This window comes from Kaistia terrae (genome assembly GCF_026344005.1).
Lineage (GTDB): Bacteria > Pseudomonadota > Alphaproteobacteria > Rhizobiales > Kaistiaceae > Kaistia > Kaistia terrae.
In genome coordinates, this window is the sequence record NZ_JAPKNH010000002.1 from 243,423 (window position 1) to 267,512 (window position 24,090).

At 64.9% G+C, this 24,090-nt stretch carries 20 protein-coding genes; 11 read left to right on the forward strand and 9 right to left on the reverse strand.

Annotated elements, in window-relative coordinates:
- Positions 1-10: 10 nt before the first annotated feature.
- Positions 11-907, reverse strand: a complete 897-nt coding sequence (locus OSH12_RS06290) for an urease accessory protein UreD (protein WP_266342673.1) — start codon at positions 905-907, stop codon at positions 11-13.
- Positions 908-1,231: 324 nt separating this feature from the next.
- Between OSH12_RS06290 and OSH12_RS06295 the strand changes: the two genes are divergently transcribed.
- The 3 genes from OSH12_RS06295 (at position 1,232) to OSH12_RS06305 (ending at position 4,109) form a co-directional block, all read left to right on the forward strand.
- Positions 1,232-1,864: an urease accessory protein UreE gene (locus OSH12_RS06295; RefSeq protein WP_266342674.1), complete on the forward strand. Its 633-nt coding sequence runs from the start codon at positions 1,232-1,234 to the stop codon at positions 1,862-1,864.
- Positions 1,865-1,912: 48 nt separating this feature from the next.
- Positions 1,913-2,548, forward strand: a complete 636-nt coding sequence (gene ureG, locus OSH12_RS06300) for an urease accessory protein UreG (protein ID WP_266342675.1) — start codon at positions 1,913-1,915, stop codon at positions 2,546-2,548.
- Positions 2,549-3,005: 457 nt separating this feature from the next.
- Positions 3,006-4,109 carry an NAD(P)/FAD-dependent oxidoreductase gene (locus tag OSH12_RS06305; RefSeq protein ID WP_266342676.1) on the forward strand — a complete coding sequence of 368 codons (1,104 nt, stop codon included), beginning with the start codon at positions 3,006-3,008 and terminating at the stop codon, positions 4,107-4,109.
- Between the two features lie 139 nt (positions 4,110-4,248).
- Here the strand turns inward: OSH12_RS06305 and OSH12_RS06310 are convergent, their stop codons facing one another.
- The 8 genes from OSH12_RS06310 to OSH12_RS06345 all read right to left on the reverse strand — a co-directional run bounded on the left by OSH12_RS06310 (position 4,249) and on the right by OSH12_RS06345 (position 13,680).
- A complete protein-coding gene (locus tag OSH12_RS06310; protein ID WP_266342677.1) occupies positions 4,249-4,998 on the reverse strand; it encodes an SDR family oxidoreductase in 750 nt (249 codons plus the stop codon).
- Between the two features lie 25 nt (positions 4,999-5,023).
- On the reverse strand, positions 5,024-5,791 hold the full coding sequence (locus OSH12_RS06315; RefSeq protein WP_266342678.1) for an SDR family NAD(P)-dependent oxidoreductase: 768 nt from the start codon (positions 5,789-5,791) through the stop codon (positions 5,024-5,026).
- Between the two features lie 107 nt (positions 5,792-5,898).
- The gene (gene denD / locus OSH12_RS06320; protein WP_266342679.1) at positions 5,899-6,888 is read right to left on the reverse strand and encodes a D-erythronate dehydrogenase; all 990 of its coding nucleotides are present in this window, start codon (positions 6,886-6,888) and stop codon (positions 5,899-5,901) included.
- A gap of 27 nt (positions 6,889-6,915) precedes the next feature.
- On the reverse strand, positions 6,916-8,853 hold the full coding sequence (locus tag OSH12_RS06325) for a hypothetical protein (RefSeq protein WP_266342680.1): 1,938 nt from the start codon (positions 8,851-8,853) through the stop codon (positions 6,916-6,918).
- Entirely contained in the window at positions 8,850-9,827 is a 978-nt protein-coding gene (locus OSH12_RS06330) for an ABC transporter permease (protein WP_266342681.1), read from the reverse strand. The genes OSH12_RS06325 and OSH12_RS06330 overlap by 4 nt, the downstream gene beginning before the upstream one ends.
- A 17-nt stretch (positions 9,828-9,844) precedes the next feature.
- The gene (locus OSH12_RS06335) at positions 9,845-11,752 is read right to left on the reverse strand and encodes a sugar ABC transporter ATP-binding protein (protein ID WP_266342682.1); all 1,908 of its coding nucleotides are present in this window, start codon (positions 11,750-11,752) and stop codon (positions 9,845-9,847) included.
- Between the two features lie 91 nt (positions 11,753-11,843).
- Positions 11,844-12,827 carry a substrate-binding domain-containing protein gene (locus tag OSH12_RS06340; RefSeq protein ID WP_266342683.1) on the reverse strand — a complete coding sequence of 328 codons (984 nt, stop codon included), beginning with the start codon at positions 12,825-12,827 and terminating at the stop codon, positions 11,844-11,846.
- Positions 12,828-12,924: 97 nt separating this feature from the next.
- Positions 12,925-13,680, reverse strand: a complete 756-nt coding sequence (locus OSH12_RS06345) for a FadR/GntR family transcriptional regulator (RefSeq protein ID WP_380223181.1) — start codon at positions 13,678-13,680, stop codon at positions 12,925-12,927.
- 397 nt (positions 13,681-14,077) lie between these two features.
- Here OSH12_RS06345 and OSH12_RS06350 point away from each other — a divergent pair, with 397 nt between their 5' ends.
- From OSH12_RS06350 to OSH12_RS06385, 8 genes are all read left to right on the forward strand, one after another.
- Entirely contained in the window at positions 14,078-15,052 is a 975-nt protein-coding gene (locus OSH12_RS06350) for a class I mannose-6-phosphate isomerase (protein WP_266342685.1), read from the forward strand.
- Positions 15,049-17,349, forward strand: coding sequence for a glycosyltransferase family 4 protein (locus OSH12_RS06355; RefSeq protein ID WP_266342686.1), 2,301 nt, complete (start codon positions 15,049-15,051; stop codon positions 17,347-17,349). Before OSH12_RS06350 ends, OSH12_RS06355 begins: the two co-directional genes overlap by 4 nt.
- Positions 17,350-17,386: 37 nt before the next feature.
- Complete coding sequence (locus tag OSH12_RS06360) at positions 17,387-18,685, forward strand: glycoside hydrolase family 130 protein (protein ID WP_266342687.1); 1,299 nt, start codon at positions 17,387-17,389, stop codon at positions 18,683-18,685.
- An 85-nt stretch (positions 18,686-18,770) separates the two neighbouring features.
- On the forward strand, positions 18,771-19,334 hold the full coding sequence (locus OSH12_RS06365; RefSeq protein ID WP_266342688.1) for a gluconokinase: 564 nt from the start codon (positions 18,771-18,773) through the stop codon (positions 19,332-19,334).
- A 194-nt stretch (positions 19,335-19,528) separates the two neighbouring features.
- Positions 19,529-20,650, forward strand: coding sequence for an ABC transporter ATP-binding protein (locus OSH12_RS06370; protein ID WP_266342689.1), 1,122 nt, complete (start codon positions 19,529-19,531; stop codon positions 20,648-20,650).
- Between the two features lie 13 nt (positions 20,651-20,663).
- Positions 20,664-21,791: a polyamine ABC transporter substrate-binding protein gene (locus OSH12_RS06375; protein ID WP_266342690.1), complete on the forward strand. Its 1,128-nt coding sequence runs from the start codon at positions 20,664-20,666 to the stop codon at positions 21,789-21,791.
- Between the two features lie 247 nt (positions 21,792-22,038).
- Complete coding sequence (locus OSH12_RS06380; protein WP_266342691.1) at positions 22,039-22,959, forward strand: ABC transporter permease; 921 nt, start codon at positions 22,039-22,041, stop codon at positions 22,957-22,959.
- Complete coding sequence (locus tag OSH12_RS06385; protein ID WP_266342692.1) at positions 22,956-23,798, forward strand: ABC transporter permease; 843 nt, start codon at positions 22,956-22,958, stop codon at positions 23,796-23,798. The genes OSH12_RS06380 and OSH12_RS06385 overlap by 4 nt, the downstream gene beginning before the upstream one ends.
- Positions 23,799-24,090: the final 292 nt, after the last annotated feature.

Below are 24,090 nucleotides of genomic sequence, written 5' to 3' on the forward strand. Positions count from 1 at the left end.
CGTGTCGTGTTTACGTGTTCCAGATGCGCGGCGCGTTGGCGGCCTTGCCCTGGCATGACGTCCTGAGCGCATCCCACGCCCGGACGAAGAGTGACTTGCCTTCCGAAACCCTGGGGCCGAGATAGCGGCAGACGACCCCGTGCTCGAGCTGGCTGACGGTGAACACGCCATCCGCCCGGTTGCCCACGGCTTCGCGCACCCGCTCCGCCGCGTCCTCGGCCGTCGGGCCGACATAGACCATGGTGCCCCAGGTGGGTTGGCCCGCCAGCGCATAGGGCGCTTCGGCGAGCGTGGAACCGCCCGGAAGCCGCACGCGCTCGAACCAGATCGGCTTGCCGTCGCGAACAATCTCGATGCGCTGGCGCAATGTGCCGGTCTCGAAGCGTTCACCGGCGGCCGGCCGGCCGAGGCAGATGAAATCCCAGCCGACATAGGTGGCGCCGGCTTCGAGCGTCACGCGCGTGTCGATGCTCGCATCGGCGCCGTCGAAGACGATGGTTTCCTGCGGCAGGTATTCGCAGACCGCGTTGGCGCCGACGTCGATGCTGGTGGATTGCGTGCTGCGGCCATGCTCGCTGCGATAGAATTTGGTGGCGCCCGGCGTCGTCAGCACGGCGCGGGCATCGGCGGCCACGTGAAAGCGCAGGTCGAGTTGATCGCCGCCGGCGACGCCGCCCGGCGGATGCAGCAGATAGACGTGGCAGGTGCCGTCTTTTTCCGGATGGAACGGCTTCTGGACGACGAGGGGGCCGAGATGGCGGCGGCGCATCAGGCGCGTCTTGCCGGCATTGACAGCGAACCAGAGTTCCAGTTCCGCAAGCCATGTGCTCGGCTGCGCCGCATAGTGGGCGCGCGCCGTCGAAACGGCGTCTGGAGAAGCACCTTCGGCTAGCAAGAGCGGCTTCACTCTGTCCTCATTCTCCGGAGCCCAATGGCATGACGCAGCGTAATCTTCCGCGGTTGCATCGAAGGCTATCACACGGAGACGCCCATACGGCAATCGCAAACTTTCAATTGTTTGCTCAAAGACTTGTCAGCCATGCTCAGGATCCCGGCGCTGTTCGCGGCGTTCCGAAAATCGAAGCCCGGCCTTTCAGGGCGGTTTGAAAAGATGCAAACTGAGCGCTAACGCGTTCGCGCCTCGCCATGGCGGGTATACGTCGTGCGAGAGCTTCCGCGGAACCGGCCAGGCGGTCTTCGGCCGGTCTAGATTTTTGAATTGGGGAACGCAATGTTGAAGGCCATCGCTGTCACGCGGGCGTCGGATATCGCCGCCGAGGGACAGGAGCCGGTTTCCGGCCGCGCCGTGCTGCAGCATGACGAACGCCATCTGCGTCGTCGCCTGATCGAGCTGGTCGATGGCCGCAAGGTGATGGTCGATCTGCCGGAGACCGTGGTGCTGGACGCCGGCGACAGGCTGGTTCTCAGCGATGGCGGTCGCGTCGAGATCGCCGCTGCCTATGAGCCGCTCTACGAGATTTTTGGGCAGGACCCGGTGCATCTGTCGCAACTGGCCTGGCACATCGGCAATCGCCATCTGGCCGCCGCGATCGAGCCGACCCGCATCCTCATCCTGCGCGACCACGTCATCAAGGCGATGCTGGAAGGGCTCGGCGCCCGGGTCAAGGAGATCGTCGCCCAGTTCAATCCGGTGCGTGGCGCCTATTCCGGCCATGGCGACCCTTCGCACGGCCAAGATCACGGCAGCCATTCGCATGCGGCGCATGGTGCTAGTCATGGCGAGCACAGCCACGCGCATGGGGATCACAGCCATAGCCATGCCCATGGCGACAAGCATCACAGCCATGACCATGACCACGATCACGGCCATGACCATGGCCCCGGCGAGCACCGCCACGGCTGAGCCCGGCAAGCCGCCCGTCCGATCCAGAAACACGAGGCCAGAACGCTCATGACATCGAAAAACGGACCCCTTCGGGTCGGCATTGGCGGCCCCGTCGGATCGGGCAAGACGATGCTGACGGAGAAGCTTTGCAAGGCGATGCGCGAGGAATTCTCCATCGCCGTCATCACCAACGACATCTACACCAAGGAAGACGCGATGATCCTGGCGCGCCGTCAGGCGTTGTCCGAGGACCGGATCATGGGCGTCGAGACGGGCGGTTGCCCGCATACGGCGATCCGCGAGGATGCCTCGATCAATCTGCAGGCGATCGCGGAAATGAACCGCAAAATTCCCGATCTCGACATCGTCTTCATCGAATCCGGTGGTGACAATCTGGCGGCGACATTCTCGCCCGATCTCGCCGATCTGACGCTGTATGTCATCTCCGTTTGCCAGGGCGAGGAAATCCCCCGCAAGGGCGGCCCCGGCATCACCCGCTCCGATTTCCTCGTCATCAACAAGAGCGACCTCGCGCCTTACGTGAATGTCGATCTCGACGTGATGGCGGTCGACGCCAAGCGGATGCGCGGCTCACGGCCCTTCGGCTTCACCGACCTCTCGCGCGGCAAGGGCCTCGACAGCGTCATCGACTTCATCGTCGAGAATGGCGGCCTGCGGGTCGACGCGCGCAAGAGCGCGTGAGGCAATCACCTGGCCCAATCATCATCCTGAGGTGCCCGGCGCAGCCGGGCCTCGAAGGAGGGTCCAGGGAGCACCTGCTGGATCCTCCTTCGAGGCTTCGCTGACGCGAAGCACCTCAGGATGATGGCTGGGGCCGGTGGATGGAATTGAATCGCGAGCCCGGGTCCCTCGGTCGTCATCCCGGCGGAGGCCGGGATCCAGACACACCGGCTTGGACGAATAGGTCTCGGAATCAGCCAGTATTACCCTGGCCGGTGTTTATGGGCCCCGGCCTTCGCCGGGGCGACGAGCTGTTCCCGCCGCGATCTGTCTGGCCATCTTTGCCGCAATGAAAAGCGACGCCTCAGCGAGAGGCCAACAGCCCGATTCCACCACGCAAAATCTTGCTCTATAGACCGCAGGGCACGTCGATTCAGTCGGCGCGCGGCCGTGCGGTTTTATGGACTCGAGTGCTCTCATGGATGAAGTCGAATGCGTTGTCGTCGGCGCGGGTGTCGTCGGGCTGGCGGTTGCGCGGGCCCTTGGGCTTGCCGGCCGCGAAGTTCTGGTGATCGAAGCCGAGGACGCGATCGGCACCCAGACATCGTCGCGCAACAGCGAAGTCATCCATGCTGGCATTTATTACGCGCCGGGCAGCCTGATGGCGCAGTTCTGCGTCGCCGGCAAGCTGGCGCTCTATGACTATTGCGCCGAGCGCGGCGTGCCGCATGCCAATTGCGGCAAGCTGATCGTCGCCGCCGATGCGGTCGAACGCAGCCGGCTGGGCGAAATCGCCCAAAAGGCCGCCGCCAACGGTGTTCACGACATGCGCGAACTGAGCGCTGCCGAGGCGCTCGCGCTTGAACCCAACCTTGCCTGCACCGGAGCGCTGCTGTCGCCCTCGACCGGCATCATCGACAGCCACGCCTACATGCTGGCGTTGCAGGGCGATGTCGAGGCTTCGGGTGGCATGGTGGTGTTTTCGAGCCCGCTGCTGGCGGCACAGCCGGATGGCGACGGCTTCGTGCTGTCGATCGGCGGCGCCGAGCCGATGCAGCTTCGCACGAGGTTGCTGATCAATTCAGCCGGACTGTTCGCGTCGGCCGTGGCGCGAACAATCGAAGGCCTCGATCCCTCGCATATCCCGACCGAGTATTATGCCAAGGGCAGCTACTTCACCCTGTCGGGCCGTTCGCCGTTTTCGCATCTGATCTATCCGGTGCCGGTTCCTGGCGGCCTCGGCACGCATCTGACCCTCGACATGGGAGGCCAGGCGCGCTTCGGCCCGGATGTCGAATGGATCGGCGCCATCAATTACGACGTCGACGCGGCGCGCATCCCGCTCTTCGTCGAGGCGGTGAAGCGTTATTGGCCCGAAGTCAGCGCCGACCGCCTGCAGCCGGGCTATGCCGGCATCCGCCCGAAGATCGTGCCGAAGGGCGCGCCGGGTCAGGATTTCGTCGTCCAGGACGCGTCGGTCCATGGCATTGGCGGATTGATCAACCTGTTCGGCATCGAATCCCCCGGCCTGACCGCCTCGCTGGCGCTGGCCGAGCATGTGGCGGCGGTAGCGGGGCGCTGACACAATCGGCGGTCACAACCTCCGGCGTCATCCTCGCGAAAGCGAGGATCCATTCAGCCGCCTTCCGCTGGCGGCTGAATGGATCCCGGGTCTCGCTGCGCTCGCCCGGGATGACGGCGAGTATGAGGCTAGTGTTTGATCAGCCGCGGCCGACGAGCGGCATCTTGGTGGCCATGATCGTCATCTGCAGGATGTTGGCGTCGAGCGGCAGGTTCGCCATGTGGACGACCGCGTTGGCGACGTGGCTGACGTCGAAGGTCGGCTCGACCTTGATCGACAAATCCGGCTGCATGACGCCGTGCTTCATCTTGGCCGCCATCGGCGTTTCGGTGTTGCCGATGTCGATCTGGCCGCAGGCGATGTCGTATTTGCGGCCGTCGAGCGCGGTCGAACGCGTCAGGCCGAGCACGGCGTGCTTGGACGCCGTGTAGGGCGCCGAGTTCGGGCGCGGCATCACGGCCGAGATCGAGCCGTTGTTGATGATCCGCCCGCCCATCGGCTTCTGGTCCTTCATGATGCGGAAGGCGGCCTGGGTGCAGAGGAAGACGCCCGAGACGTTGGTATCGATGACGGCCTTCCACTGCGCGTAGGGGAGGTCTTCGATATTGACGTTCGGCGCATTGACGCCGGCATTGTTGAACAGGACGTCGAGACGGCCGAAGCGGTTCTTGATCTCGCCGAACAGGGCGGCGACCGAGGTTTCATCGGTGATGTCGGAGGCGATGGCGACGGCGTCGCCGCCCGCTTCCGCGACGACTTCCTGCAGCGGCTCGATGCGGCGGCCAGTGACGACGAGCGTGTAGCCGGCCTCGGCCAGCGCCAGTGCGACAGCGCGGCCGATGCCGGTGCCGGCGCCGGTGACGAGTGCGATCTTGCCAGTGTTGGACATAAGCATTCCTTCCAGAAGTCGTTTGTTATTGTGCGAGAAAGCCGCCATCGACCGGCAGCGTGTGGCCCGTGACCATCGAGGCGCCAGGGCCTGCCAGGAACAGGATCGCGCTGGCGACCTCTTCCGGATCGGCAAGGCGGCGAAGTGGCGTCATCGCCTCGATGCGGGCGACCAGTTCCGGGTCTGCAACCAGGCCGGCGATGAACGGGGTCCGGACATAGGTCGGCGCCACGGCGTTGACGCGGATGCCGTTCGGCGCCCATTCGACGGCCAGCGCCCGCGTCATGTTGACGATGGCGCCCTTGGTCGTCTGGTACGAGATGTTGGGGTAAAGCCCGCCGCCCGAAAAACCCATGATCGACGAGACGTTGACGATCGAGCCCTTCGTGCCGGCGGCGATCATGTGGCGTGCCGCGATCCGCGAGGCGAGGAAGGTGCCCGTCATGTTGACGTTCACCACCGTGTCCCAGTCGGCAACCGTCAGTTCGACGGCCGGACGGCGGATCGCCGTGCCGGCGCTGTTGACCAGAACGTCGATCTTTTCCGCTCGCTCGATCAGGGTGTCGAACGCGGTTTCCAGGCTGGCCTCGTCGGCGACGTCGGCAACCAGCGCGAAGTGATCTGCCGCGCCGCCCAATGTTGCCAGAACCTCGGCCGCGACGGGGCTGCGGTCGAGGATGACGACGCGGGCGCCGGCGTTTGCAAGCGCTTGTGCGCTCGCAAGGCCGATACCGCTGCCGCCGCCGGTCACCGCGGCGACGCGGCCGGACAAAGAGAAGGGATCGCTCGCCATCGGGGTCGTTTCCGGTTTCGTGTTGCTTCAGTTCAGTCTGGAGCGAGGGTAGATCTCGCCGAAGCTCGCTTTTTACCTCTCCCTCAGGGAGAGGTGAAGAAAGCAGATCAGCCGCCGATCTTGCCGCCGAGTTCGTCTTCGACATGGGCGCGGATGATCTGGTCGAACGAGGTCTCGGCCTTGAAGCCCAGCCCGAGCGCCCGCGTCGTGTCGAAATCGCGGGCCCAGCCCGCGACGATCCGGTCGATGGTCTCATCCTTCTCGTGGCGGATCAGCTTGACGGCCTTGTCGCCGGCAACCTGGCGCAGCGCTTCGATCTCTTCGCCAACCGTTGCCGAAAGGCCCGGCATGTTGAGGGTGCGGCGCGGGCCGACCGTGTTGAGGTCGATGGTGCCGGCATGGATCAGGAAGCCGACCGCCGAGCGCGGGCTGGCAAACCAATGGCGCACGTCCGGCGAAACCGGCAGCACGGCTTCCTGGCCGACCAGCGGCTCGCGCAGGATGTTGGAGAAGAAGCCCGAGGCGGCCTTGTTCGGCTTGCCGGGACGAATGCAGATCGTCGGCAGGCGGATGCCGATGCCGTCGAAGAAGCCGCGACGGGAATAGTCCGAAAGCAGCAGTTCGCCGATCGCCTTCTGCGTGCCGTAGCTGGTCAGCGGCGTCTCGAAGAACTCGTCGCCGATCTTGTCCGGGAAGGGCGCGCCGAACACGGCGATTGACGAGGTGAAGACCACGCGGGGCTTGTAGCCGGACTTGGCATTTTCGAGGCGGATGGTGTCGAACAGGTAGCGCGTCCCGTCGAAATTGATGCGATAGCCCTTGTCGAAATCAGCCTCGGCTTCGCCCGAAACGATGGCCGCCAGATGGAAGATCACGTCGGGGCGATTGGCGAGCATCTTCTCGGACGCTTCCGGCGCCGACATGTCGATGGTGAGCGTATCGACCTTGCCGCCAAAGCCCTTCGGCGCGTCCGGGGCAACGACGTCGGCCAGCGTGAAATGGCTGATTTCCTTGCCGCCCAGATGACCGTCCGCAACAAGCTTTTCCGTCAGCTTGCGACCGACCATGCCAGCCGCGCCGATGATAAGGATATGCATAGTACAACCTCGAATAATGAAACGATCTCAGGAAAGTCGGAGCCGGGCAACCGCATAGGGTGCCAGGGTGAGCGTGCGGTCTTCAAAAGGTTTGGTCAGCGTATCCAGCGCGTTCCGGTCCTTGGTGGCGGCGACAAAGCTGTCAGCATCCAGCAAAAACAAATCGCGTGGTGTGCCGGGCAGGGTGACAGACTGTTCTGTGCCTGTCCGATTGGCAAGCCAGAGTTCGACACCATCCCCGGTCTCGGCCGCGATCGCCTCGATGGTGTCGGGCGTCGCTACGGCATGCAGCGGTTTTCCCGCCAGCCGCGCCATGCCGCGCAGGACATGGAACATCGGGAACACGCCGCCTGTTTCGTCGAAGAAGGGCTGCGGCCATGACTGCTTCACGGCGACGAGACCGAACGCGCCCGTTGTGCCGCCGAGCGTGATCGTCGTGGCACCGCCTGCCGCGAAGCGGGCGAAGAAGCCGAGCGCCCAGGCGGCGCCGAGCAGGCCGCGCTGGCGCGGATCGTTGAAGTTGATCGCCTGACGGATGTTGCCGGGATTCGGGAAGGGCGCTTCGCCATAGGGGTTCATGCGCATGCCGATGGCGCTCGGGCCGACCGCATAGGGCTTGTCGCCGGCAATCGCCGCGGCGGAGAGCGTCACGGCGGGCAGCGTCTCCAGCGTCTCGGTGACCGAGATGTCGTCGCCGGCATGCAGCATCGCCGTCGTCGTGAACGAGACGAGATCGATCAGGTCTGTCGGCGGGCGCTTGCGGTTCATCTCGGTGAACAGGCTGAACATGCCGCCGCCGATCCGCGCGTTCGGGAAGGCTTTTCGCGCCGCCTCGAAGAAAGCGCGCGGCGGCGGGGCCGGTGGCCAGACGCTGCCGGGCAGGGTGCATTTCAGATCCGGCAGCGGCGACAGCAGCACGGTGGCAAACGGCGAGCCCATGGCCTCGAGATCGCGGCCAAGCGCTGCGATCTCGGCCTCAAAACCCTCGACCGACTGGACGACGGCTTCGAGCCAGGGTTCGGCGTCGAGCATCCTCGCGGCGGCGACGATGCCGCCCAGCGTCGTGAATTCATGGCCGAGCGACGGGTCGTAATAGCCGACCAGAACCTTGGCGCCGACGAGACGCAGCGTGTCGGAGTGGGCGATCGTGCCGGTGATCTCAGACGGGTTGAGCCCGAGGCCGAGCGGCGGCACCGTGCCGATGCGCTCGCCGAGTGACACCGAACCTGCTTCCGAACCGGACGCGGCGTTCGCGAGAGATCCCTCGACCGTGACGTGGACGGCCTGCTCGATGCGCTCGTCTTTCGGCAGCGTATAGGGCCAGGGCAGGGCCAGCGGCCGGACATAGGTCTTGTACGAGGCGTCGGTCCAGTTGCGCTGGTCCTCCATCTCGTAGGTGTCGCCTTCCATCCGGCACGTCACCTTCAGCCCCGGCGCGGCCTCATGTGTCAGCCCGCGCAAATCCATCATCGGCTGGATCGGGTTGATGATGTCGGGGAAATGGCTTTCGACAATCGAGCCGTCGACATGCTCGATTGTCACCGGATGGCCGGAGACTCCGGCGATCGGGTGCAGCACGACGAAGCCGGTCCGGTTGGTGAGGAAGTCGTTTTCGGCGCTGCCCTCGGCGGAGAATGACAGATTGCCGTCCGCAGAACCTTCGATGCGGGCCGAGTAGCGGAACGCCTGGCGGTCGTCGAGCGCAAGCGCCTTGTAGGTGACGGTAAAGCCGTCGGCGCGCTCGTCGACAACGAGATCCGTGAGTAGGGGGGTATACGTGCCCCAGTTCTTGTCGCGGACGATGAAGGAGACCGCGCGGATGATCTCGACGCCGGCATAGCGGATGTGGCGCAGATTGCCGGTGTCCAGTTCGGCGGTGAGCGCCCCCGCCCTCAGGATGCGGAGCGGCGTGACGGGTTCGTCGGTGCCGAAGAGCCGGATTGCGAGGGAGGGGGCGTTGCTCATCGGCTGATCCTCGAGGAAACCAGACGCTCGACCAGAAGCGCCAGGATGATGATGGTGCCGATCGCCGTGCCCTGCCAGAAGGGCGAGACGCCCATCAGGTTCAAGCCGTTGCGGATCATCACCATGATGAACACGCCGAACAGCGTGCCGATCATCGAGCCGCGGCCGCCATAGAGGCTGGCGCCGCCGATGACGACGGCGGCGATGGCGTCGAGTTCCATCTGGTTGCCCATCAGCGGATCGGCGGAGAGCAGCTGGCTGATGGAGAAGGTGATCGCCACGGCCGCGAAGGCGCCCGAAAGCACATAGGGCAGGATGGCGTAGAAGGTGGTGTTCAGGCCGGCGGCGCGGGCGGCTTCCTTGTTGGAGCCAACGGCGTAGATGGTGCGGCCGCCCTTGGTATAGGTCAGATAGCCCCAGGCGGCGGCGTAGAGCACCAGCAGGAACAGCACGTTGGACGGGATGCCGAGGAAGTTCGTGTAGACGATGTTCTGCATCGCGTCGGGGATGTTCGAGATCGCCGTCTGACCGGAGAAGATGTAGGCGAGGCTGCGGCCGATGGCCATGACGCCGAGCGTCACCACAAAGGGCGCCAGCCCGAATACGGTGATCAGCGTTCCCGAGATCAGCCCGATGAAGCCGCCGGCAGTGACCGCGATGGCAATGGCCGGGACGATCGGCACATGCTGCAGCGACAGGCCGAGGATGATGCCTGTCAGGCCCGCCACCGATCCGACCGAAAGGTCGATGCCGCCGGTCAGGATGACGAAGGTCATGCCGACGGCGACGATGCCGATCACCACCGACTGGTCGAGCAGGTTGAAGATGTTCGACTTGGTCAGGAAGTAGGGCGATAGCAGCGACAGGCAGACCGCGATCAGCAGCGCCAGCAGCAGCATGCGGACTTCGAGCCGCTGCGCGAACTTTTTCAGCGGCGAGGCCGGAGCCTGCCGGTCGAGGATATTGGTTGCCATGGGCGAAAGTTCCTTGGTCACAGCGTTGCCGCCATGGTGTCGATGCGGGATTTGATGGTTCCCGGTTCCGGCAGCGGGCGGTCGGTCGGCAGGGAAAGGCCGACCCAGCCGAGGTCGTGGCCGCGCGGGCTGGTCATCGGCACGACCAGCGTCGTGCGCGACCCGTCCGGCTCGGCGACGAAGACCGGCTCGCGGCGCTTCAGCGCCTCGGGAATGTTGGTGGCGTCGAGCATGCGCGCTTCGCCGGCCTTGAAGCCGGGGTCGAGCGCCGGCGTGCTGGCAACGGCGTTGAGGCAGATCAGCCGCTCGCCTTCCAGCAACGCCCAGAAGCCGGAGCCGCCATGGGCGCGGGCAAGCTCGTTCAGCATCTCTGTGTTGCGGACCATCGAGGTGCGCGGGGCTGCCAGCAGCGTCAGGCTTTCCTCGTCGAGCATGGCGCTCGGCAGGTCGGCCGTCGTCCGGCCGTCGCTCATGACGACGACGCGATCGGAAAGGCCGAGCAGTTCCTCGAAGTCCGACGAGACGACGACGACCGCGACGCCTTTCGCCGCGATATCGCGCAGCATGGTGTAGATCGAGGCGCGGGTGCCGATGTCGACGCCCTTGGTCGGTTCGTCGAGGATCAGCACCTTCGGCTCCAGCAGCAGCCAGCGGGCGATGATGATCTTCTGCTGCATGCCGCCGGAGAAGTTCAGCATCGAGGCGTCCATCAGCCGTTCCTGCGGCAGGCCGAGATTGGCGAGCAGTTCCTCGACCTTCTTCTCGCGCGAGGCATAGCTGCAGAAGAAGCCGCGATGCGCGCCAAGATGGGCGAGCAGCAGGTTTTCCTTGACCGAGAGGTCGGGCACGATGTTCTGCGTGCGCCGATCCTCGGCGACAAAGCCGAGCCCGGCGCGGATCGCCGTCTGCGGGCTGTCTGCCTTGAGCGCCTTGCCGTTGAGGATCACGTCGCCGCCGGTGCGCGGGCGCAGGCCGAAAATCGCCTCGACGGTTTCCGAGCGGCCGGCGCCGACAAGGCCGCCAATGCCGAGGATTTCGCCCTTTTTCACCGAGAAGGAGACGTCGCGGACGGTGGGCGTCGAGCTCAAATTGCGGACTTCAAGCGCGACAGGCGCGTCGATCGACTTGGTGTGGGTTTCCTTGCGCTCGTAGATCGCGCCGAGTTCGGCGCCGACCATGCCGCGAATGAGCTCGGCCTGCGACAGCGAGGCGGTTTCGCGCGCGTTCATCACCGTGCGGCCTTCGCGCAAAACGGTGACGCGGTCGGTGATGGCGAAGACTTCTTCAAGCCGGTGCGAGACGAACACCAGGCCGTGGCCGGTGTCGCGCAGCCGCGCCATGATGTCGAACAGCCGCTCGGCCTCGCCGGGGCTCAGCGATGCGGTCGGCTCGTCGAATATGAGAAGCTTGGCGCGCACGCCGAGCGCCTTGGCGATCTCGACCAGCTGCTTCTGCGCCGAGGAGAGGCGGCGGACTTCCCAGTCGAAGGGCAGGCTGTCGCCCTGGCCGAGATCGTTGAGGATCTCCTGGCCGCGCTTGCGAAACTGGTTGTAGTCGAGGCGGCCGGGGCGGCCGAGTTCCGGCAGGAAGATGTTTTCGAGCACCGTCAGGTCGGGGACGAGGCTCGTCTCCTGCATGACGATGGCGATGCCGATGCGGAGCGCTTCGCGCGTCGAACGCAGGCGGATCTCGTGGCCGCGATAGGCGAGGTCGCCGCCATCCAGCGTGTAGTGGCCGGAGATGACCTTCGAAAGCGTCGATTTGCCGGCGCCATTGGCGCCCAGCAGGCCGTGGATTTCTCCCTCGCGCAGCTCGAAATCCGCGCCTTGCAGCGCCCGCGTGCGGTCGAATGTCTTGGTGATGCCCTTGGCGACGAGCAGGGGAGAGATTTCCGCTTCCGCGATAGGGGCCAGGTTGGACTGCAACGGATATGCTCCTGAAGGCGGCCTCGACGCGATCGCGCGACGAGGCAGAAGGATAGTCGCGCGGCCCAGGGGACCGCGCGACAGCTCGAAATCAGACTTCGTTGGCGAAGACGGTCCGGCGGATGGTCGGCAGCTCAGCCTCGATGTTCGTGCTGGTGATGGCGACGATCGGAACCGTGATTTCGGCCTTCGGCTTCTTGCCGTCGAGCACTTCGAGCAGCGCTTCGCCGGAGTTGACGCCCATCAGGAAGGGCTGCTGCATGCCGGAAACGACGAGTTCGCCCGACTTCAGCAGGTCGACGAATTCCGGAATACCGTCGAAGGCCGCGACCAGCACTTCGCCGTTGCGGCGGGCCGCCTTGATGGCGCGGAGCGCGCCGATGGCCGGCTGGTCGGTCTGGATGAACAGGCCGCGCATGTCCGGGTTGGCAGTCAGCAGGTCCTGCGTGAACTTGAAGGTTTCGTCGGCGGTGTAGCTCTGCATCTGCTGCAGACCGGCTTCCTTGCCGGTGAAGCCGCCTTCCTTGAGGCCGTCGAGGAAGCCCTTGGTGCGGGCCTGGCCGTTCTTGCGGGCCTGCGAGATGGCGACGATGCCGACCGATCCGCCTTCCCAGCCCTTTGCCTTCAGGGCGGTGGCGAGCGCGACGCCGACGTCATGCGCGCCGGCATAATTGTCCGACGAGATGAACGAGGCGAACTCGCCGCTGTTCGTGCCGATATCGCCGATGACGACCGGGATGTTGGCCTTCTGGGCCAGTGCGAGCACGCTCGGCGCGGTCGAGGAGTCGGTCGGCGAGATGATGATGCCGGCGACGCCGCGAGCGATCGAATCCTGGGCGTTGCGGAGCTGGGTCTCGGCGCTGTTGTGGCTGTCGAGCGCCTGGAAGTTGAAGCCCTTGGCCTTGACCGTATCTTCGATACCCTTCGACAGGTAGCGCCAGAAGGGCAGGTCGAGGCCCGGCGTCAGGTAGACGATTTCCTTGCCCGCCGCAGCGGCTGCGTTGATGCCGGCAAAGCCGGCGCCGGCAAGCACGGTCGAGCCGGCTGCGAGCTTCAGGAATGTCCTGCGTTCCATATGTATTCCTCCCGTTGGATCAGCCCGTTGGGCTGCGTTGAAAATGTGTGCTGCGAGAGCCGCAAGTTCCTCGGTCGCGGCTCCCTGAATTCGCGCGTCAGCCGCCCCCCTTCATGAAGGGCTGCGTCGTCGTGTAGATACGGCCGGTATGGGCGGCGAAGGCCTCGGCCGCCGCCTCCGGATCGCGCGAGCGAACGGCGGCGACGATGGCGACATGGTCGGCATAGCTGGTGGCGATGGCGCCGGGGGAGGCCATCGCTTCGCGCCGGTACTGCATCATGTAGGCGTAGAGATCGGTGCTGATGTCGGCGAGCAGCGGGTTGCCGGACGCCTGGTAGAGGGCGATGTGGAACTCGCGGTCGGAGATCAGGAAGCGGACGGGATCGTCCAGCGTTTCCGTCTGCGCCTCCAGCAGCGCTTCCAGGATCGCGACGCCGGCATCGTCGATGTTGCGCGCCGCGTCGGCGACCACCTGGCGGTCAACCAGCAGCCGCGCCGCATGCACGGATTCGATGTCGTAGGAATTGACCGCACGGGCCATGGCGAAGCCGACGGCGACCGGCCCGACTTCGTTGCTGCGCACCCTCGTGCGGGCGCCGTGCGAAATCTCGAGAATGCCGCGCGCCGCCAGCATCTGGATGCCGCCGCGCACCGCGTCGCGGCTGACATTCAGCGCGTCGGCGAGCTGGCGCTCGCTCGGCAAGGCGTCGCCGACCTGCAGGATGCCCGATGCGATCAGCGTCGCGATCTTGTCGCTGATGACGGTCGTGAGCGGACGCTTCACGATCGCTTCCCGAAAGCTCGGGAGCTCCGCGATGAGGCCGGGATCACTGACTTTCGTCGACAACGACATGGCACCTACTAATAGACTGATCGGACCAGCAGACCAGTTGCTTTAATCGCGACCCGCTTTGGGAGTCAAGCGGTGAATGATGGCGCTGTCATTGGAGATGGTTTCGCGGACAGGTTGATGTGCATTCCAGGCTCGCGCGACGGCGGATTACCCCCCGGGCGTGTCGCTCCACCACGCAGACACGAGCAGCGTCGGAGCGCGCCAACGGTGCTTCCGAAGCAGGGCAGGACCGCCTCCGCCGGGATGCCGTAACGAAAGAAGAAAATTCGCCGGAAGGTTTTGGGGAACGCACAGGCACTGGTGGCGTTGGGTTGTGTCTTCAGTGATCGGTGCCCGGCCATCGGCCGCATCTATTTTTCACGTCGACTGTCTGAAAAGCACAAACAAGGAGCGTTTCATGACAATCGAGTATGCTTCTATGCAAGTTGTTCGCAAACCATGGGGAAAACACGATCTCCGCCCATGGAACGACACGCGCGATGACGGCGCGCCAGTCGGCGAGATCTGGTTCCAGCGCCAGCCGTCAAGCGCCGGCGAGCCGGAACTCCTGCTCAAGCTGCTGTTCACGAGCCAGCCGCTTTCGATCCAGGTTCATCCCGATGATGCCTATGCCCATACGATGGGCGAGCCGCATGGCAAGACCGAAGCCTGGTATATTCTCGCTGCCGAACCCGGAGCCGCCGTCGCGGTCGGGCTCAAGCGCGAGTTGTCGCCGGACGCGCTGCGTGCTGCCATCGAGGACGGCTCGATCGCCGATCTCGTGCAATGGCATCCGGTCCATGCCGGCGACGCCGTGTTCATTCCCGCCGGCACCATCCACGCCGTCGGCCCCGGCCTCGTTCTGGCGGAAATCCAGCAACGCAGCGATGTGACGTTCCGTCTGTTCGATTATGGCCGGAAACGCGAACTGCATGTCGATGCCGGCGTTGCCGTCGCTCATGCAGGGCCGCCGGGACCGCAGCAGGCGCCGCGCGCGCTTGGCGACAACCGGACGCTGCTGGTGGTCAATCCGTATTTCGTGCTGGAGCGGATAGCGCTGCCGCCAAACACGACGCGGGTGCTCAATGCTTCCTGCGAGACCTGGTTTCTGGGCCTTGAAGGCGATGCCACTCTGGGGGCGAACGTTGTCGGCATCGGCAAGGCGGTGTTCCTCGATCACGAGCGCTGCACGCTGCGCTCCGGCGAGCGCGGCCTGACGGCGCTTTGCGCCTATCTGGGACCGGAATCGCACCGGAACCTTCTGGAAGCACCGGACCAGACCCTTTCCGACTCGACATTTCCCCACAGGACGGCCCGTCGCATCGGGGCGTCGATTTCTAATTCTGACGGGACGGCGACCGCCTTTCCCCGAAGCAAGGAGGTTTACTCATGACGATGGTGCATCGGACTTCAAGCACGCGCGTGGCCTTCATCGGGAACTCTTTGCCGCGCCGCTGTGGGATCGCCACCTTCACCACGGACCTGCAGCAGGCGATCGCCGCATCGGGAATGGCAGATACCGCCATCCTCGCGATGACCGATTGTGGCCGCAGCTATGAATATCCGGCGACCGTCGCTCTCGAGATCCAGGAAAATACGCTCGACGACTATGTTGCCGCGTCGGAATACCTCAACCGCGGCGGTTTCGATGTCGTCTCGCTGCAGCATGAGTTCGGCATTTTCGGCGGCGAAGCCGGCAGCCATGTGATCGCGCTGCTGGCGCGGCTCAACATGCCGATCATCACCACGCTCCATACGGTTCTTTCCGAGCCTTCCGACGCCCAGCGCCGCGTGATCGACCGGATCATCGACCTTTCGGCCCGGATCGTCGTGATGGCGGAGAAGGGCAGGGAGTTGCTGCGTACCATCTACCGGGTGCCGGCCGACAAGATCGATGTCATCCCGCACGGCATTCCCGATTTCGGCTTTGTCGATCCGCAGCCGGTCAAGGCCAAGCTGGGCTTCAGCGACCGCACCGTGATCCTGACCTTCGGCCTGCTCTCGCCGAACAAGGGCATCGAGGTGATGATCGACGCGATGCCGCAGATCCTCGAGAGCCGGGCGGACGCCGTCTATGTCGTGCTCGGCGCGACGCATCCCAATCTCGTGCGCGATCACGGCGAGGCCTATCGCGACAGTCTGCTGGAGCGCGCGCGCCATCTCGGCGTCGAGGACCATGTCGTCTTCGAGGACCAGTTCGTCGACCGCGACACGCTGCTCGACTACATCGCCATGTGCGACGTCTACGTCACGCCCTATCTGAACGAAGCGCAGATGACGTCGGGAACGCTGGCCTACAGCTTTGGGCTCGGAAAAGCGGTCGTGTCGACGCCTTACTGGCATGCGAACGAGCTTCTGGCGGACGGGCGCGGCGTGCTGGTGCCGTTTGGCGATGCCAAGGCGACCGGCAGTGCCATCGCCGAGCTTTTGACCGACCATTCCCGCCGCGAGGCGATGCGCAAGCGCGCCTATTCGAGCAGCCGCTCGATGACTTGGGAGAGCACGGCCAGGCGCTATCTCGCTGCCTTCGATGCAGCGCGGCGCGGCGATCGCCTCAAGCTGATCGCGCCTTTCGGCCGGGATGTCCGGTCTCCGGCCCGGGCAGGGACGGCGCCGCCGGCCATTCAGCTCGGCCACCTGCTTGCCATGTGCGACGACACCGGCTTGTTCCAGCACGCGGTCCATTCCGTGCCGGATCGTCACCACGGCTATTGTGTCGACGATAATGCCCGCGCGCTTCTTGTCGCCTGCGCCCTGAACAAGACGGGCGAGCAGCGGCTTTCGGATGCGCTGACGTCCCGCTTCGCCGCCTTCATCCAGCACGCCTGGAATCCGGATACGCTCTACTTCCGCAATTTCATGAGCTTCGACCGGCGTTGGCTGGAGGATCGCGGCTCGGAAGATAGTCATGGCCGCACCCTGTGGTCGCTGGGCGAAGCGTCGGCAAGCGATATCAGCCCGTCGCGGCGCCAGTGGGCCGCGTCGCTGTTCATCGCGGCGCTGCCGACCGTCGAGCGGTTCAGTTCGCCTCGGGCCTGGGCCTTCACCCTTCTCGGGCTCGAACCCTATTGTGCCGCATTTCCGGGCGATCCTATCGCCGAACAATATCGGGATCTGCTGGCAGACAGGCTCATGTCCCTCCTCGAAAAGACCGAGGCCGATGATTGGGTGTGGTTCGAGAACGGCCTCAGCTACGACAATGCACGCTTGCCGCAGGCCCTGATCGCCACGGGGCGGGCGACCCGAACCCCGGCGCATGTCTCAGCCGGATTGCGCAGCCTGAATTGGCTGGTCCAGGTCCAGACCTCGCCCAAGGGGCAGTTCCGCCCGGTGGGCAGCTCGACTTTCGGCGAGCAACGCAAGCCGCCGCTCGCCTTCGACCAGCAGCCGCTCGAAGCAACCGCCACGATTTCGGCCTGCCTCACGGCATGGCGGGCGGATGGCGATGCGGCCTGGACCGAAGAGGCGAGGCGCGCCTTTGGCTGGTTCCTGGGCGAGAACGATCTGTCGATTTCGCTCGTCGATCCTGAAACGGGAAGCTGCCGCGACGGGCTGCATCCCTATCGGGCGAATGAGAACCGAGGCGGTGAATCCGTCGTGTCCTACCTGTTGAGCCTGGCCGAAATCCGCCAGCTTGCCCGCCTCAGCGGCGATCGTACGAAACCGGAGCTCAGAGCCCTGCGTGCTTAATCTCGAACCAAGACCTGAAATCAAAGTCGAGGGTGACGTGACTCACGCTACGTTCCTGAACCGCCAAGCCCTCTATCTCCGTCCTGATCCGGCCCGGGTGGTCGTTCGGCCGTTCAAGCCGGCAACCGAGCCGAGGGATCTGCTCCCGAAAGAGAAGACGCGGGCGAACCATATCGTCGACCGCGTCCTATCCCTGGAGCCGGAGGCTGCGGCCAGCCAGCTGATCGATGTTCTCGAAAACTTTGACGGCCGGCATCGAAACCTGCTGAAGACCTTCGAGTTCCGATGCGACGAGATGGAGGAGGCGTTCGATCCGCATGTCGAATTCACCCGCATCCAGCGCCAGCTGATCGGCGCGTATTTCCTGCACGAATATTCGTTCGAGGCGGCCGCGCTGTTCAATCCGAGCATCGTGCCGCATCCCGATCCCAGCGGCGCGCCGGAAGGCAGCAAGCGGTTCATCCTCAGCCTGCGGGCTGTTGGCGAGGGACATATCTCGTCGCTGACATTCCGATCCGGCTCGATTGACTCCAATGGCACGGTGACGATCGACCCGACCGTGCGGCTCGCTTCGGTGCCGAGAGTGACCGAGCGCGTGGCCATACCGGATGGCGAGGCAGTGACGCTGGTCTTTCCGCCGGAGCTGGATATCAGCGAGCGGCTGATTTTTCCGGTCACGCCGTCGCAATCGAACGGCATCGAGGATGCGCGCTTCGTGCTGTTCGAGGATGAGGGGCGGAAGACCCATTACGCCACCTACACCGCCTATAGCGGCAGCGCGATCCGCTCCGAGCTGATCGAGACTGCTGACTTCCTGACCTTCAGGATGATGCGGCTTCGCGGCACCGCCGCCCGCAACAAGGGCATGGCGCTGTTTCCCCGCAAGATCGATGGCCGCTACGCCATGATCGCCCGGCAGGACAATGAGAATCTCTATCTGATCTATTCGGACGATCTTCTGTCCTGGGACGGCGGCGTGGCGCTTCTGCAGCCTCGTTTTCCCTGGGAATTCGTCCAGATCGGTAATTGCGGCTCGCCGATCGAGCTTGACGAGGGTTGGCTGCTGCTGACCCACGGCGTTGGAGCGGTGCGCAAATATTCGATCGGCGCCGTCCTCCTCGACAAGAAAGATCCGTCGAAGGTGATCGCCCGATCCAGCGAGCCGTTGATCCGGCCCGAGCCGTCCGAGCGCGAAGGCTACGTTCCCAACGTGGTCTACACCTGCGGCGCCATGCGGCACGGCGAGCATCTCGTACTGCCCTATGCCGTCTCGGACACGTTCTCGGCCTTTGCCAACATCAAGATCGACGATCTGTTGCGCGGGATGGGCGACTGACCGCGTCGGATGTCGGTGGACGAGAGGGCGACGGCCGCGATATGGCTTGTCCGGTACTCTCTCCAGCCGATGGACGGGCAATTTCATGACGATGGCGGCATCTGACAAGACGACGAATTCGCGGATGGCGATCATCGTGATGGGCGTTTCCGGCTCCGGAAAATCCAGCATCGGCGAAGGTCTCGCCGGTGCGCTCGGCCTCGATTTCGTCGATGGCGACGGCCTGCACAGCCCGGAGAACGTCGCCAAGATGGCGAGCGGAACGCCGCTGGTCGATGACGACCGCTGGCCCTGGCTCGACAAGATCGGTTCCACGCTTGGTGACGGTAGCGCCCATCCTGTCGGCATCGTCGTCGCCTGCTCGGCGCTGAAAAAGATCTATCGCGACCGCATCCGCGCGGCTGCGGGCCAGTCGATCCGCTTTGTCTTCCTCGACGCGCCGCAATCGCTGGTCCAGGACCGGCTCGGCGCGCGCAAGGGGCACTTCATGCCGCCGAGCCTACTCGCCAGCCAATATGCAACGCTGGAGCGCCCCGGCGCGGACGAGCCCGATGTGCTTGCCGTCGCGGTTGACGTCCCGATCGCAGAGATCGTTCGCCGCGCAGCCGAAAAGCTCTCGGGCGATTTCGCCGCCAAGACGTTGAACTGACGGCGATTTTCCGGCCCGGCGCAAATGAGGAACAAGAAACTCAGCCCGGCTGAAACTAAGGAACAAACCAACTCGATTCTTCGGGTCGGTCGCCGTACTAGATCAGGGTGTTTCCGGCCGTAAACTCTCCTTTAGGCCCTTCTCCATCGACCTCGCCCTCAGGGGCGGTGAAGCAGAAGGGCGGATGCTCGAAGATGCTGATGCAAAGCCCCCATCCGGTCGCAGTCGCCCTTCGCGGCGTCGCCAAGAGCTTTGGCGGCGAGCGGGTGATTTCCGGCCTGTCGCTGGAGGTGCCGCGCGGCGAGTTTCTTGCGATCGTCGGCCCGAGCGGCAGCGGCAAGACGACGGCGATGCGCATCATCGGCGGTTTTGAAGCGCCTGACGAAGGCTCCGTCTGGATCTCGGGCGAGAACGTCACCGCCGTTCCGGCCGAGCGGCGCGACGTCAACACCGTGTTCCAGAGCTATGCGCTGTTTCCGCATATGAGCGTTTTGGAAAATGTCGCCTACGGCCCGAGGATGCGCGGCGTTGGCCGCAGCGCGAGGCGGAAGAAGGCCGGCGAGCTGCTGGAGCTGGTCCGCCTTTCCGATGTCGGCGACCGCAAGCCCAACCAGCTTTCCGGCGGCATGCAGCAGCGTGTCGCGCTCGCCCGCGCGCTTGCCAACGAACCGGCCGTGCTGCTGCTCGACGAGCCGCTGGGAGCCTTGGACCGCAAGCTGCGGGAAGAAATGCAGCGCGAGCTCCGGCGCATCCAGCTAGAGCTCGGCGCCACCTTCATCTACATCACGCATGACCAGGAAGAAGCGTTTGGCATGGCCGACCGGCTCGCGGTCATGCGCCGTGGCGGCTTCGAGCAGATCGGCGACCCGGCAACGATTTATGATCGCCCGGTCAATGCCTGGACCGCGCTGTTCGTCGGCAGCGCCAACCAGATCCGCGCCACGCTGGGCGAGGGCGGGGCGCTCCTTTCCGATCTCGGCCCGGTCGCGGCCTCGCATGTCGACCCCACGCTTAAATCCGGCAACCCGGCGCTGGTGATCGTCCGCCCCGAAGAAACCCGCTTCCTCCGCGCTGCGCCGGAGGCCGGGCCGAACCGTTTTGCCGCCCGCATCGTCGATGCCGTGGCGCTTGGCCCGTCGCTGCGCCTGCGCGCGGTGACCGCAGGCGGTATCGCGTTTGAATCGGTCGAGCGCCGCGCCACTTCCGACGGCATCGATCTCGCTGCCGGCGACGCCATCACCGTCACCTTTTCTCCCGAGGCCGCCCGCGCTTATCGCGATGAGCCTGTCCCAAATTCCCTCCGCCCGTCCTCCTGACAAGGATCCCGTCATGACCAAGCCTCTGCTTCTTCCCAACGGCTCGTTGCGCGGCGCGGGCTTCAGCCGCCGCTCTGTCCTCGGCCTGCTGGGTGCTGCGCCTGCAGCACTGGCCGTCGCCTCTGCCTTCCCGGGCGGCGCCTCGGCCGAGTCCACCGGCGGCGCGCTCAACGTCTTCTCCTGGCCGAACTATTTCTCCAATGACAGCCTGGCCAATTACGCCCGCAAGTCGGGCGTGACGCCGAACATCACCAGCTACGATTCCAACGAGACGCTGTTCGCCAAGCTGAACAGCCCGGCCGGCGTCGATTTCGATATCGTCATTCCGAGCTCGAGCTGGATCCAGCAATTGGCCGCCAAGGGCCTGCTGCAGGAGATCGACCACAACCGCCTGAACTTCGCTTCGCTCGATCCGGCGCTGCTTAACAGGGATTATGACCCCGGAAACAAGTACTCGATCCCGAAGGACTGGGGCGTGCTCGGCGTCGTCTACGATCCGGAAGCGGTCGGCGGCGAAATCAAGACCTGGCAGGACTTCCTCGATGCGGGCGCCAAGCCGGGCGTCAGCGGCAAGGTGCGCCTGTCGGATTCCGGATGGGAAACCATCGGCATGTCGCTCTGGACCCATGGCAAGGACTGGAACAAGGCGACCGAGGCCGAGATCCGCGCCGCCGGCGAGGAGATCAAGGCCTTCGCCAAGCATGTGAAGACCTTCTCCGGCCTCGACCCGAACCAGCTCGCCAACGGTTCCATTGTGCTGGCGCAGACCAACCAGGGCACCGCCCGCGCCGCCATCGGCCTTAATCCGAAGCTGAAATTCGTCGTGCCCGGACCGTTCAGCGAGCTCTGGGTCGACAACTACGCAATCCCCGCCAAGGCGCCGAACCTCGACAGGGCCTACGACTTCCTGTCGTACCAGCTCGAGCCCGAAGTCCAGCTTTCCGAGACGCAGTATATCGGCTTCCCCGCTGCTCTCGCGGGTTTGCGTGAAAAACTGCCGGCCGACACCAAGAACGCCGACCTGATTTTTGGCGGCAAGGATCTCGACTTCTCGAAGCTGACCTCCTTCGTCGTCGATCCGGCGACGATCGGCGTCTATCTGGAAGTGCAGGCCGAGATCCAGGCGGCGGCAGGCGGCTAAAGCGCGGACGCATTCTCTCTTCAGGGGATGCCGTCACATAACTCGACCATCATCCTGAGGTGCCCGGCGCAGCCGGGCCTCGAAGGAGGGTCCAGGGAGCACCTGGATTGTCTGGCTGGACCCTCCTTCGAGGCTTCGCTTACGCGAAGCACCTCAGGATGATGGTGGAGCATGATCCGAGGCGACGTTGCGCAGGAGACGGCGCTCTGGATGATTTGAGTTGGCAGATGGCCTATCCAGGAGATCCATGACTTCCGCGAACCAACCAGCACGCGCGGTCGCCGTCCCCACGGGCGGCGGTCACGCCGGGACGAAGCGCGCGCCCTCGGCGCGCGTTTCCGATCATCTGTTCGCCGTCATCCCGACCGCCTGGCTCGCCGTCTTCTTCCTCGCCCCGCTGACGTTCACGGTCGTCTATTCCTTCGGCCATTCGCTGTTCGGCGCGGTCGAGCTCGGCTTCACGCTAAAGAACTACCAGACGGCGCTGTCCGGCTTCTATCTCTCGACCTTCCTGCGCACGGTGCAATTCGCCATCACCGCCTCGGCGCTCTGCCTCGCCGTCGCCTTCCCGGTCGCCTATTTCATCGCCCGCAAGGCCGGACGGTTCCGCACGCTGGCGCTCGTCCTGATCCTCATTCCCTATTTCTCGTCGTTCCTGGTCCGCGTGATGTCGTGGCAGATCCTGCTGGCGCGGGGCGGCGTGTTCGAGGTGGTGCTGAATTTCTTGCATCTGCATGACGGGCCGCTCGACCTGCTCGATACCAAGACGGCCGTGTTCATCGGCATGGTCTATGCCTATCTGCCGATCGCCATCGTGCCGCTCTTCGTCGTGCTCGACCGCATTCCCGGCCCTCTCCTGGAGGCAAGCCGCGATCTCGGCGCCAGCCGCTTCCAGACCTTCTGGGCCGTGACCCTGCCGATGGCGCGACCCGGCATCGCCACCGCCGTGCTTTTGACCGCCGTGCCGATGCTGGGCGAGATGGTGATCCCGAAACTGCTCGGCGGCAGTCGCGGCGTGCTGATGGGGCAGGCGATCTCGTCGCAATATCTGCAATCGCAGAACTATGCGCTGGGCTCGGCCATGGCCGTGCTGGTGCTGGTCGCGGTCGCCGTGGTCGTCGCCGCGCTTGCCCGTCTCACCAAGGGCTTTGCCGAGGTGTCGGCATGAGCGTCCGCATGGACGGCCGGCAAAAGCGGATCACCGATGCCGGGCTGACGCTCTGGTTCGGCCTCGCGATCCTGTTCCTGTTCGCGCCGCTCGCCATCTCGATGATCTATTCGTTCAATCTCGGCGTCGTCGGCAAGCAGACCTCGAATTTCACCGGCTGGACGCTGGAATGGTATCCGGCGGCGTGGAACGATCTGGCGCTGCGCCGTTCGGTCCAGACCAGCCTCTATGTGGCTTTCTGGGCGGCGCTGATCGCGCTCGGCATGGGCGCGTCGCTCGGCTACGCGCTGGTCCGCCACCCGAGCCCGCAGGTGCGAAAATGGCTGTCGGGCCTGACCTATATCCTGCTGATCGTGCCGGAAGTCGTCATCGGTGTGTCGCTTCTGCTGTTCTACGCCGTCACCGGCATTCCGCTTGGGGCAGCGACCCTGATTGCAGGCATCACGCCGGCCGCCATTGCCGTTACGGCTTTGATCGTGCGGGCGCGGGCGCTGACGCTCGACCCGAAGCTGGAGGAGGCCGCCGCCGATCTCGGCAGCACGCGGCTGAAAACGCTCTGGTTCATCGTCCTGCCGCAGCTCCTGCCGGCCATCCTCGCCGGCGGGCTGATGTCCTATGCCTTCTGCTTCGACAATCTGGTCGTCGCCGCCTTCCTGACGACGCCGACCGTCAACACACTGCCGGTCTATCTCTATGGCAGCCTGCAATATGGCCCGGCGCCCTCTGTCTATGCGGCGGCGACGGTGGTGTTCCTGTTCACGGTAACCCTGCTCGGCCTCGCGGCGCTGTGCTTCCAGCTCTCGCGGAGTTCGGGGCGGGCGAGATCGGGAGGCGGGTGATGAGTACGACCGGCTTCACCCTGGAATGGCCCCATGGGACCCACGAACTCAACCATCATCCTGAGGTGCCCGGCAAAGCCGGGCCTCGAAGGAGGGTTCAGGAATCGTCATGTGGCAAACTGCAACTTCGTGCGCCACGCGGGGTGCTCCGCTGGACTCTCCTTCGAGGCTTCGCTTACGCGAAGCACCTCAGGATGATGGCGGTGCGAGATGATGGCGGAGCAAGTCGATTGGCTCGGGCGGCTCAACGGCCTCCGCTTGTCACCTGCAGCATTCGTTCGGTGCCGATTCC